This is a genomic window from Peptostreptococcus faecalis (assembly GCF_900240845.1).
Classification (GTDB): Bacteria; Bacillota; Clostridia; order Peptostreptococcales; family Peptostreptococcaceae; genus Peptostreptococcus; species Peptostreptococcus faecalis.
The window spans coordinates 732,184-745,301 of the sequence record NZ_OERU01000001.1 but is presented as its reverse complement, the minus strand read 5'-3'; the positions used below and the strand labels follow the sequence as shown (position 1 = coordinate 745,301).

The following is a 13,118-nucleotide window of genomic DNA, read 5'->3' as shown; positions in this document are numbered from 1 at the left end:
TTAATATCTTCCATTCCTTATATTTATTCCTGTCATCAAGAAAAACATACCAAATATAATAGCTATAACTGATAATATACTTACCAAAAATCTACTTAAAAATAATGGCGATATTATCATTATCACTCCCATAATTAGTTTTATTACAGCCCAAGTATCAAAGTAGCTTCCAAAATAATTTTTCATGGCTAAATACTTTACAGCTTCTTGATATAATATATATATACCCAAGCCTATAGAGAGAATCATATTTACTGTCTTTGGAAAAACAAACAGTAAAATTGCCATAGCAAAAAACATAATTGTATAAGCTCTCGCTCTATTTATTTCTGATTTTGACTCATATCGAGATAATTCATTTAATTGCTTTAAGCTAATCCAACCTCCATATAAAAAGGCTATTGCTATTCCCCAAGAAAATATACTTACTCCTACTGTCTTTTTCGACAAACAATAAACCCCTATTGCCAGAAGAATCACTCCCAAAATAATTAAGTTTCTATACTTTTTTTTGTTATTGATTTCTTGAATAAAAAAATTATAATTCATAAAAATAACCACCCATCTACTTAATCATATTTTCTATTTCATTATTAAAATCTATCACCATATTCACTGCATTTGCAACTGAAGGAGTATTAAATCCTGCAACAGATTTTACACTTTCATCAGAATTAGACATAGAAAAACTCATTTTAATATTTCTTAACATACTTATATCGTTTGGAGAGTCACCTATAGTTACAACTGTATCTAATGAAATATCTTCAATCTTGCAAATATATTTTATTGCCTCAAACTTTGATACTCCCTTTGGCACAATATTAACTGTCGTTTCACTTGATTTATAAACATCAAATTTACTTCCAAAGAGTTCACTATAATCAACAACTAATTTATCTAAAATTTCACTATCAGTTGAAAAGAAACCTATATTTCCAACTAAGTCGTTATATTTTTCTCTCTTAATAATCGTTTCATCAATTGTATATCCTTTAGAAAAATAATCTAAATCACCTATATCTTTTGGTATTACTACATTTCCATCATATTTAAAATATAAAGTATCTCTAGTATTATCTATATATTTTAGTTTATAATAAAAATCAATTATTTTTTTTATTTGTGAATTGTTCATTACTCTTTTGTATATACATTCTCTATCTTGATTATAAATATATGCACCATTCTCGCATATTAGATATCCATCAATTTCTAATTCTTCTATGATTGATATTGTGTGCTCGTAGACCCTCCCAGTCGCAATATTAAATTTTATGCCATTATCTTGTGCAATTTTTATAGACTCAAAATCTTCATTTGAAATATATTCGTTGTATAGAGTCCCGTCCAAATCACAAAATATATGTTTAATCATATTTCCTCCACTATATTTGCTTTATTTTTCGTTGATTAGCAACTTTCTTACTTGATTTAATGCTTCTCTTGTAGATTGATTTCTAATTCTTCTTCTATCTCCTACAAAGTTATTTTTAATTGAAAATACTTTTCCCTTATAATATATCCCTATATACACAAGACCAACTGGCTTTTCCTTTGTTCCTCCATTAGGTCCGGCAATTCCTGTAGTAGATAGACCAATATCTGCACCTAACGTCTTTGCTACCCCTTCTGCCATTTCTTCAGCTGTTTGTGAGCTCACAGCACCATATAAATCTAATGTTTCCTTTTTCACGCCTAGTCTCTTGATTTTTGAATCATTTGTATATGTTACACATCCTTCTAGTAAAACTTCAGAAATCCCCGTATGAGAAATTAAAGATGATGTGACTAAACCACCTGTACATGATTCTGCAATAGAAATTGTTTTTTTCCTATCGATTAATAGCTGTGCAAGAGCTCTATCCATTTCTGTAGCATTTTCTGATACAGACTCATCCCCTGTTAAATAAATATATTTCCCGCACTTTTCTGCAATTTCATCATATTTTCTATTTAACAGTAGCTCACCTTGTTCCTCATTTTCATATTGAACAGTCAACCTTATAAGAACTTCACCCTCTTTTGCATATAACGCAACGGTAGGATTAGTCTGCGAGTTTAGGATGTCAATCAATACAGTCTCCAAAGCAGATTCACCTATGCCATATAAACGTATATATCTAGATTTTATCTTGTAATCATTATCAGATTGTAGATATGGAACTACGCTTTCACGAAACATCTGCTTCATTTCACGAGGAGGCCCTGGCATCACAATAATTCTTTTTTTGCCTTTTTTAAATATTGCTCCTGGAGCTGTTCCGTTGTTATTTGGCAATATTTCGGCTGAACTCGGAAACATCGCTTGCTTCATATTATTAGCTGTAACACTATCCGAGCGTCCAGTTCTCTTTATAATTCTATCCTTTATTAACTCCCATGATTTTTCATCAAGTACCATTTCTTGATCAAAATACTCGGCTGCTGCTTCTTTAGTAATATCGTCAGTAGTTGGGCCTAGTCCACCAGTAGTAATCACAATATCAGATTTTTTAAAGGCGGAATCAAAACTCTCCTTCAATCTTTCCAAATTATCGCCAACAGTCGTTTGATTATAGACATTAACACCTAGTGCTGCCAATTCTCTTGATAGGAATTGTGCATTAGTATTAACTATGTCCCCTAGCAATAATTCCGTACCTACAGATATTATTTCAATATTCATAAAGATTCCCCCTCATCATATGCCAAAGTATAATCTTTCCTATGATAATGATATCAAATAAACAGCAAATAAACAAGCATCTAGTTTTTTTTTATTAAATATAATATTTTAAATTTTTATTTATTTCATCTGTAAACTTTTGTTTTATAATGTGTTTTCTCTTATTTTAATCAAAATAAATAATTATATTAAGTGAGTGTATCTCTAATTTCTTTCTTTTTCTTGCATTGTAATTAATTACAATATATAATAGATGGTGTAATTTTCAAAAGTATTACAACTATATACACACAATTTAAGGAGATGTTTATATGAAAATAGCTGTTGTTTACGGTGGAGTATCTTCCGAAAGAGAAGTTTCATTAAAATCAGGAAAATCGATAATAAAAAATCTAAACAAAGAAAAATATAGCGTTAAGGAATATAAAATAGAGAAAATGACAGATGCTTTCAATATTGATGAGGATGTAGATATTGTTCTAATCGGTCTTCATGGTAAGTTTGGCGAAGATGGAGCTATCCAGTCAATTTTAGAATCTAAGCAAATAAAATATTGTGGATGTGGACCATTAACTAGCGGTATTCTAATGGATAAAAACTTTACAAAAACAATAGCTAGACAAAATTCTGTTCTAACAGCCGATTGGACTACTGTTAAAAAAACCGAAGACATTGACTATAATATGATAGAAAAAATTGGATATCCAGTGTTTATAAAACCAAATTCTGGAGGATCAAGTGTCGCTACATATTTTGTCAAAAATAAAGACGAAGTAGAAAAAGCTGTATCAGAAGGGTTAAAATATGATGATATTGTAATGATTGAAAAATATGTAAAGGGAGTTGAACATACCTCTTTTGTATTAAGTGGAGAAGTATTCCCGACTATAAAAATAACTTCGGACAATGAATTTTTTGATTACGAAGCAAAGTATTCTTCTACTCATGGTGCTAAGGAAGTTGTTACCGATTTACCTAAAGATATTGATGATAAACTAAAAGATATTTCGCTAAAGTGTTGGAATATTTTTAACTGCAAAGGATATGTAAGAATAGATTATATAGTCACAGAATCAAATGACATTTACCTATTGGAATTAAATACACTACCTGGCATGACAGAAACAAGTTTAATTCCTAAGAGTGCTGCTGCAAAAGGTATTGACTACTCTACATTACTTGATAAACTAATTGAATCCAGTCTATAATTTATTTTATAAAAAACAATTAAAATAGCATAGCTTTTAGCTATGCTATTTTAATTGTTTTAAGTAATATTATTCAAGTTTTTAAATATATTTAAAATCAACTTATACTAACTTATATAATTGTTATTAACTAAGATAATATAAGCGCTTTTTTGTCTACTTTTCCAATCGGAGTAACTGGCAATATATCCAGTTTAACTATATTCCTTGGAATCATATGCTCTGGTAGATTTTCTTCTAAAAATTTTCTTACTTTTTCTGGCTCATAAGAATCTTCAAATGCGACATAATATGCATCTATATATTTTTCGCCGTTTTCATATTCTCTTTTAACCGCAACGCTATTTTTTATTTCCGGAATCATATTTATCATATTCTCAATTTCAAAAAGTTCAATTCTTATTCCATTAATTTTTATCTGTGAATCTATCCTACCTAAAATAGAAATTGTACCATCAACATCTATTAATTTAGCAAGATCTCCCGTCCTATACATTTTTTGAGTATATTTATCTCTTGCAAAAGGATTGTCGACGAAAGCCTCTTTATTTTGTTTTTCTCTATTTAAATATCCATTCGATATTTGTATTCCTGACAAACACAACTCTCCAGGAACTCCTACTGCACATATGTTGTTGTTCTTATCTAGTATATAAGCTTCTGTGTTATAAATAGGCTTTCCTACCGGAACTGATTCATAATATTTGTCTACTTCAAATTTAGTGCACAACACCGTAAATTCAGCAGGCCCGTATTCATTATATATAGCATAATCTCGTTGCAAATATCCTTTGAATTTATCGCCGCCTACTTGCAAAACTCTAAGACCCTTACAGTCACAATTTAACATAAACATTTTTCCAAGTATCGCTGGTAATGCCAAAATTGTAATATTTTTTTCTAGGCAATATCTTTCAACTTCAAATTCATCCGTTCTTGCATATTCTGGAATAATGTCAACAGTAGCACCAACGAGTAAATATGGAAATATTTGTTTAATTATTGCATCGAAGCTAAAACTTAAATACACACCGCACCTATCATTTTCATTAGCAGATATATAGTCAATTGAGTAATAACACATATTCATAAAGCTCTCATGCCTTATGCTTATGCACTTTGGCCTGCCTGTAGTACCCGATGTAGATATTCTGTATGCCTCTTGATCTGGACTTATTTTTCCTGTAATTTCGTATTTATTTTTCTTTATAAATTCATCTTCTACATCGATAATTTCTAGTTCTGAAAGAGAATATCTATCACATAACTTATTTATTCTCGGTATAAGAGATTCACATGTTAATACTACTTTTGCTTCGCCATCACTAATCAAATATCTTAATCGCTCATCAGGGTTTACTCTATCGATAGGAAAAAATATTGCACCTGCTTTTAATACAGAAATAGCTGCAATAACAAGGTTTTTATTTCTCATTTGCATTACCGCAACTGTGTCATTATTTCCTATTCCAATGTGATTTAGGTAAGCGGCAATTTTATCGGTGATTCTATCCATTTCTAAATAGGTCATATCTTCCTTATAGTCTGATATAGCAATATTATAAGGTGTTTTTTCCACTTGCTCTTTTAGTTTATCTACGAAGCTAATATTTCTATCAAAATAATATTTGTTATCTTCAAAGCATTTAAAAAATTCTATTTTATGCTCCTCTTTTATATTTAATATTTCATTGAGCCTTATATCAGGATTTTCTATTACTTGCTTTAATACATATTTAAATAGATATATAATACTTCTAGCTGTTCTCTTGTCATAAAAACACGGCTTGTACATAAGCTTAATTTTTATTCCATCAGATAATGTTGCTTTCATATAAAGATCCATTTTTTTTACATTATCTGTTTCTATAAAATCACCTTTTTTCTCATCAAATATAAAAGAAGTATTTATTAATTTATCATTTAATCCATTCTTATATCCTATAGAGTGGACCATAAAATAGTCAAATTTCCTTGACTCTTTTTCTTGCAACATGATATTTTTGCAGAAATCTACAAACTTTTCTTCAGGATCTTTAGTTTGTACTCTTACAGGAAGCAATGCATTATTTTTTCCGAAAACAACATCATCCTCATAGGTAAATCTTTGTAATACAATTCCAAATACAGTATCAAGAACATATTTAACTTTTAATTCATTTTCACTGCAATATTCTACTAGTTTGTTGTACATGGATTTTCTAATAACTTTTTGTATCATGCTAAATTTACCTGTATCATATTTTATATAATCATTAGGAAATCTTGCCAAAGTAATATACCCTCCTAGAAGGTTTGTCCAATACTTCTCGGCAAGTTTAAACTGTTTATTTTCAATCATGTTATCACCTCCTCATCATTTTTTATTTTATGTGTCATTTGACCAGTCTAAAGATCTTTTTACAGCTCTTTTCCATGTTTTATAAAATTTTTCATAATCTAAATTACTTTTACTAGGATTATATATTTTTTCTTTGTCTGTTATTTTTTTTATTTCATTTTTATTTTTATACACTCCACACCCAAGGCCAGCTAAAAATGCTGCTCCTAAAGCAGTGCTTTCAGTAAATCTAGATTTAATGATTCCTATGCCTAGTAAATTAGATTGAAATTGCATTAAAAAGCTGTTATCGCTTGCGGCACCATCAACCTTTAATATATTTATATCTACTCCTGAATCTTCTGACATAGAACTTATTACATCCTTGCTCTGATATGCAATTGCCTCTAAGCAAGCTCTTATAATATGTTCTTTTCTAGAGTTTCTAGTAAGTCCGACTATAGTTCCCCTTGCATACATATCCCAGTATGGTGCACCTAATCCCGTGAATGCAGGTACAATATAAACTCCATTGTTATCTTCTACTTTAGTTGCGTAATATTCACTTTCCTGCGATGAGTCTATCATTCTTAACTCATCTCTTAGCCACTGTATTAGAGATCCACCTATGAATATGCTTCCTTCTAATGCATATTCTACCTTACCATCAACTCCCCAAGCTATAGTAGTAAGAAGTCCGTAATTTGAATTTACAGGCTTATCTCCAGTGTTCATCATTACGAAACATCCTGTTCCATAAGTGTTTTTTACATCACCCTTATTAAAACATAATTGTCCAAACATAGATGCTTGTTGATCTCCTGCGCAACCAGATATTGGAATCTGTGCTCCAGCTAACATTGATTTATCTGTATATCCATAGATGAAGCTTGATGGTTTTACTTCTGGAAGCATATTTTTATTTATGCCAAAAAGCTTGAGAAGCTCAGCATCCCACTTTAAATCTTTTATATTAAAAATCATAGTCCTTGATGCATTTGTATAATCTGTAGCGTGAACACTTCCTCTTGTTAAATTCCATATTAACCAAGTATCTATAGTCCCAAATAATATATCTCCAGCTTCTATGTCTTCTTTTACTCCATCGACGTTATCAATTATCCATTTTATTTTAGAAGCAGAAAAATATGCATCTATTTTTAATCCTGTTTTATCTTTTATTAATTCTGAATATCCATTCTTATCTAATTCATTACAATATTGTGAAGTTCTTCTACATTGCCAAACAATAGCATTATACACAGGTTTTCCTGTTTTTTTATTCCACAACACTGTAGTTTCTCTTTGATTTGTTATTCCAATACAAGATATTTCTTGTGGTAAAATATCAGATATCTCTATAACTTCTCTTACAACGCCCATCATTGTAGCCCAAATTTCAATAGCATCATGTTCTACCCATCCGTCATTTAAATAAATTTGCTTAAATTCCTTTTTCGAAATGTTTATTATACTACCATATTTATCAAAAATTATAGCTCTACAACTTGTCGTTCCAGCATCTAAAGATAATATATATTTTTTATCCATATAACCTCCTACTAGTTATTATTTGCATTTTTCTCTACAAAATTAACTATTTGTTCTGACGATATATTTTTTTGTTCTCCTTGGCTTATAAGAGCTTTATTATCCCCATCTAGCATATTTATATCTGCAAAACCAGTGTTATTACCACCTACAATCTCGTAAAATGATGCAGTTGGTGGCATATTTTTTTTGTATTCATAAAACTTAGTAAAATCTAATATGCCATCTTTCGTTCCCCAAATTGACAAAACAGGCTTATTTATTAACTTCAGATCATCTCCAGAAGGATATGATCCTAAGAATACCACTCCATCTATTTTTTGGTGATTCGCTGCTTCTTTTAGAGCTAGTTCCCCACTCTCAGAATGGGCAATTAAATACCATTTTTTTATATTGCTATTTTCCCCAATTATACTATCCGCTACATTTGATGAAAAAGCAGGAAAATTAAACTTCAATTTTGCAACATAAACATTAAATCCTTTTTTAGATATATCTTGTGCTAAAGTTGCATATGACCTCGGTATTATTTTTTCTCCCGGGTATATTATTAATCCAATTTCTTTATTATTTTTACGCGGTAGAAATGAAATGCTTCCATCATCTTGTGTTTTGACATCTACTAGCGAAGTCGATATCATCGAATGGCTAGAATATTCATTAGTTTTATATGTATCCCTTAGCCAAATAGCAAAAGCTGTAACAGATATTATAATTAATATTATTATAGCTATTCCTATATTGCGAATTGTGCGTTTCTTTTTTTCTTCTTTTAAGCGCTCTTTTTCTTTATCAATCTGCTCACCTATACTTAATGATTTTTCCAATTCTCTTGTAATACTTAAAGTGTCAAAATCTCTTTTTTTATCAGAACTATCTTTTTTCTTAATTCTAATTTTAGAATCCTTTATTTCTTTCATAATCTATCACCGCCTGACATTTACTCTATACATCTATTATATCAACATTAAAGCATATTTGTCTAAAAAATACCTTTACTATTTCTAAATTATATATAAAAAAACTGTTTCTCGATATTTTTTCCAAAAAAAAGAGGCTTACACCTCTTTTTTTAAATTCTATATGTTTTCGTTTTTAATTAAAATTCTGCATTTTTTGGAGTTCTAGGGAATGGGATAACATCTCTTATATTGCTCATTCCAGTTAGATACATTATAATTCTTTCAAATCCAAGACCAAATCCAGAATGTGTAGCCGTACCGTATTTTCTTAGCTCTAGATACCACCAATAGTCCTCTTTGTCTAGTCCCATATTTTCAATCTTATCCAATAAAACATCGTATCTTTCTTCTCTTTGAGAACCACCAATAATTTCTCCCACTCCAGGTACTAGTAAATCCATTGCTCTAACTGTTTTTCCATCTTCATTCATTCTCATATAAAAAGCTTTTATATCCTTTGGATAATCAGTTACAAACACAGGAGCTTTGTATATTTCTTCAGTTAAGTATCTTTCATGTTCTGTCTGTAAGTCACATCCCCATTCAACTGGGTATTCAAATTCATGTCCTGACTCAATTAAAAGCTCTACAGCCTTTGTATAAGTAATTCTTGTGAAGTCTGAGTTTACTAAATTATTTAATCTTTCTAATAAACCTTTGTCAATAATAGAGTTGAAAAATTCCATTTCTTCAGGACAGTTCTCAAGAACATAATTGATAATATATTTTATCATATCTTCAGCTAACTCCATATTGTCTTCTAAGTCAGCAAAAGCAATCTCTGGTTCAATCATCCAAAACTCTGAAGCGTGTCTTCCAGTGTATGAGTTTTCGGCTCTAAATGTTGGTCCGAAAGTATATACATTTCTAAAAGCTAGTGCCATTATTTCAGCATTTAACTGACCTGATACAGTAAGATTTGTTTCTTTTCCAAAAAAGTCTTCAGAGAAATCAATTTTTCCATCATCATCTAATTTTATATCTTTCATATCGAGTGTAGTTATTCTAAACATTTCTCCAGCACCTTCTGCATCACTACCAGTTATAATTGGAGTATGAGAATACACAAAGTTTTTTTCTTGGAAAAATTTATGTATTGCATACGCAACTACAGATCTTACTCTAAATACCGCAGAAAATGTATTGCTTCTTGGTCTTAAATGTGCAATTGTTCTTAGATATTCAAAGCTATGTCTCTTTTTTTGAAGAGGATAAGAAGAATCTGATTCACCTTCTAATTCTATTTTTGTAGCATGAATTTCTATAGGATTTTTTTGATTATCTACTTCTACCAATTTTCCTTCTACTAATATTGCAGATGAAATTGGAAGTTTAGATACTTCTTTAAAGTTTTCTATATTTTTTTCATCAATTACTAACTGTATATTTTTGAAAAAAGAGCCGTCGTTTAATTCAATAAAACCAAAGTTTTTTGATATTCTAGATGTTCTAATCCATCCTGCTACCTTAACTGTTTTTTCTAAATAATCTTCTTTTTTTCTGTAAAGTGTTTTCACTTCTGTAAATTGCTTGTTCATGTTTCCTCCTAAATAAAATGTGTAATAATTTCAAATAAAAAAACACGTCATCCTATAAAAGGGACGACGTGTATACTTATCGCGGTACCACCCTAGTTATCAATATTAAAATTATAATATTGACATCTCGATCGATTTTTAACGGTATCAAACCGTCTGAGCCTACTATTAGTTCGGTCAGAGACTCCGAGGCGTTTTTCACTATTTATATTATATTGGACTCACACCATCACCAACTCGCTTAATAAGTGACAAATAGCTACTCTTCTCATCACAGTCATATTTAATTAATTAAAGCTAGTATAACAATTTGTATCATGTTTGTCAACATAGTTTTTATTTATCAATATTTAATACTTTCTTTGCTTCAATTGTTCTTAAATTATCTCTAGAAGATTCATTCAAACTTTTTTTCAATACTTCAATGTATACTAAATCCACAGTAAAATATTGCGCTAATTTTGAGTTAATACTTCCGGTTTCATAGTAGCTTTCATCAGAGTAATAATTCAAACTCCAATCTGAGTATCTAGAAACTGTTGAACATTCATTGCTGGTTATAGATACTACTTTTACTCCATTTTTTTTTGCAATTTTTATGGTATTTACTATATCTTTTGCTTCTCCTGAATTAGATATAGCTATTAGCATATCTCCTTTTTTCATGATAGGTGCAGCCATCAGCATTGTATGAGGAATAGTATGAGAACATGTATCTAAACCTATTCTCATAAACTTATAACTAGAATCCATAGCTACAGTTCCAGAAAAAGCAATTCCAATAAAATATATTTTGTTAGCACTTAATATTTCCTTTGATACCGCATCTATTTGGTTGCTATCAAAACATTTTAATGTTTCTTCAATAATCATAATATTAGAAGCTGCCAACTTTGCAGCGGTTTCAAATGCTGGCTCATCTTTTTTTATATTCTTACTTAATATGCTATTTTTTTTTCTAACAATTATTTCTTCAGCCAAACGTATTTTAAAGTCTTGAAAATTTTTACTACCTACTTTTTTTACAAATCTAGTAATTGTAGCGTCTCCAATACCAACTTCACATGAAATGTGTGCAATCTGCATATATGGTATTTTCTCAATATTTTCGACTATATATTCAATCAGCATTTTATCTGATTTTGTAACTTTAAAATTAGGATTTTTTAAATTTCCAATTATACTCATAACACACTCCAATATCTATTCCGAAAAATAAGTTTCTATTCTTACAGGTTTACTCATCTTTGAAATTTGACCCTTTTGGTTTACTGCAACTACATAAAAATCATAATTGATATCATGTTCGTCAAACTTTAGAATGGCTCTATTTTTATTTATATTTTTTGCAATTAATCTATAGTTTTCTTCCTTATAATTTCTATTTACGCAGTAGATTCTATATTTATAGTTATCTGAATTTATCGGTTTCCAATTGAATTCGATTGTTGAGTTTTCAATATCTATATTATATTTTAAATCTTTTACTTGCTTATTTTGAAAATCATTCGGTTCTTCGCTATTTAAGTTTATAATATTGCTCTTTAAAGTTTCTCTTTCTCCATTGTAGCCAACGACATATATTTTATAATTATAATTTTTCTTTGAACCAATATCTAGTTTTACAAGTTCTGATATTCTTCTACCAACTGAGATATTTCTTCCCACAGTGCTTACAGAATCGAATAATTTGTAATCATCATCGGTATCTTCATTTTTCACATATATTCTGTAATTATTTACTTCATTATCATAATCCCACCCTAATTCAACATTTAGTACATTATTTTTAATGGATGAATTATATTGTAGGTTTTCTATTACTATATTTTTAAACGATTTTTCTTTTATTATTAAACTAGCTTTTTTTACTTTTTCTCCAGAAGATACTTCCAAAAGATATCTTCCTTCTCTATTTCCTTGCACTATTCCGTTACCGTCTATACTAACTCCGTAACTTGTTTCTAAACCGCTTTCTCCAAAATGAACTAGTTTATTGTTGTCATACTTTCCTGATTTAGAATTCGATAGTATTTTATAATTAACTTTTGACTTTTCATTTTCTGGAAGTGTTTCAATTTTTGGATCAATATGTATTTTTTGTCCTACTTCCAAGTCGTATTCTTTATCAATTTCTAATTTTGTAACCTTAGGATATATTTTTACGCTGGTTTGACTTTCCTCTCTATCATATTTTGATATCAATTTAGCCTCTCCAACCCCGACAGCTTCTACTGTGTTGCCTGTTACCTTTAATACTTTCTTATTATTTGTATAATAATTGAATTTATATCCCTTCTCTAATTTTTTATAATCTTCTATATCTACGGTTCCAAGTATATTAGATTTGTCACCAAAGTATTTTAGCGGTTTTTCTATTTTCACCTGCATATTATTTATTTTTGGATTTACTACCATTATAGTAGCTTTTCTTAAAACTCTATTTTTATTAATAATTCCTATTGAAGAATATCCTTCTTTTTTTGCAATCAGTGTATTTCCTTCTATGCTTATTATGTCATTATTATCTAAAACTGCAAATTTCAATTTTGGTTTTTTTGAAAATTCTGGGACAACTATATAATCTCCAGGTGACACCATCACTCTATCACCCACTTTTATCACATATTTATTTATATTTGTTATAAATGTTCCGCCAATAATATAAATATCTAGCCCTTTAATCATAGGATTTATATATCCAAAACTAAGACCAAAATAAATGAATATTAATATTATAGGAACAGTTATAAACATAACTATTTTTTTCTTCATAATAGCCTCACTTCTCCGTAAATTAACTTATGCTTTAAAACTATATCACTATAATTATAACAAAAAAAGGAGGTGTATACCCCCTTTTTTAATATA

The 13,118-nt window shown here is 29.5% G+C and carries 10 protein-coding genes and 1 other annotated feature; of the genes, 1 reads left to right on the top strand and 9 read right to left on the bottom strand.

Annotated elements, in window-relative coordinates:
• The 3 genes from C0982_RS03455 to C0982_RS03445 are packed head-to-tail and all read right to left on the bottom strand — an operon-like array spanning position 1 to position 2,668.
• Positions 1-549 (bottom strand): DUF308 domain-containing protein, encoded by a 549-nt coding sequence (locus C0982_RS03455; protein WP_101772822.1) that lies wholly within the window; start codon positions 547-549, stop codon positions 1-3.
• A 16-nt stretch (positions 550-565) separates the two neighbouring features.
• On the bottom strand, positions 566-1,378 hold the full coding sequence (locus C0982_RS03450) for an HAD family hydrolase (protein ID WP_101772821.1): 813 nt from the start codon (positions 1,376-1,378) through the stop codon (positions 566-568).
• A 21-nt stretch (positions 1,379-1,399) separates the two neighbouring features.
• The gene (locus C0982_RS03445; RefSeq protein ID WP_101772820.1) at positions 1,400-2,668 is read right to left on the bottom strand and encodes a competence/damage-inducible protein A; all 1,269 of its coding nucleotides are present in this window, start codon (positions 2,666-2,668) and stop codon (positions 1,400-1,402) included.
• A 311-nt stretch (positions 2,669-2,979) separates the two neighbouring features.
• Between C0982_RS03445 and C0982_RS03440 the strand changes: the two genes are divergently transcribed.
• Complete coding sequence (locus C0982_RS03440) at positions 2,980-3,876, top strand: D-alanine--D-alanine ligase (protein ID WP_101772819.1); 897 nt, start codon at positions 2,980-2,982, stop codon at positions 3,874-3,876.
• Between the two features lie 130 nt (positions 3,877-4,006).
• Here the strand turns inward: C0982_RS03440 and C0982_RS03435 are convergent, their stop codons facing one another.
• The 6 genes from C0982_RS03435 to C0982_RS03410 all read right to left on the bottom strand — a co-directional run bounded on the left by C0982_RS03435 (position 4,007) and on the right by C0982_RS03410 (position 13,022).
• Complete coding sequence (locus C0982_RS03435; protein WP_101772818.1) at positions 4,007-6,217, bottom strand: amino acid adenylation domain-containing protein; 2,211 nt, start codon at positions 6,215-6,217, stop codon at positions 4,007-4,009.
• A gap of 27 nt (positions 6,218-6,244) precedes the next feature.
• A complete protein-coding gene (glpK, locus tag C0982_RS03430) occupies positions 6,245-7,747 on the bottom strand; it encodes a glycerol kinase GlpK (protein WP_101772817.1) in 1,503 nt (500 codons plus the stop codon).
• 11 nt (positions 7,748-7,758) lie between these two features.
• On the bottom strand, positions 7,759-8,667 hold the full coding sequence (locus tag C0982_RS03425) for an alpha/beta hydrolase (RefSeq protein ID WP_101772816.1): 909 nt from the start codon (positions 8,665-8,667) through the stop codon (positions 7,759-7,761).
• 179 nt (positions 8,668-8,846) lie between these two features.
• Complete coding sequence (gene asnS, locus C0982_RS03420; RefSeq protein WP_101772815.1) at positions 8,847-10,247, bottom strand: asparagine--tRNA ligase; 1,401 nt, start codon at positions 10,245-10,247, stop codon at positions 8,847-8,849.
• Positions 10,248-10,303: 56 nt separating this feature from the next.
• Positions 10,304-10,531: a binding site (T-box leader), on the bottom strand.
• Between the two features lie 52 nt (positions 10,532-10,583).
• Positions 10,584-11,435 carry a MurR/RpiR family transcriptional regulator gene (locus tag C0982_RS03415; protein WP_101772814.1) on the bottom strand — a complete coding sequence of 284 codons (852 nt, stop codon included), beginning with the start codon at positions 11,433-11,435 and terminating at the stop codon, positions 10,584-10,586.
• Between the two features lie 15 nt (positions 11,436-11,450).
• Positions 11,451-13,022 carry a fibronectin type III domain-containing protein gene (locus tag C0982_RS03410; RefSeq protein WP_101772813.1) on the bottom strand — a complete coding sequence of 524 codons (1,572 nt, stop codon included), beginning with the start codon at positions 13,020-13,022 and terminating at the stop codon, positions 11,451-11,453.
• Between the last annotated feature and the right edge of the window lie 96 nt (positions 13,023-13,118).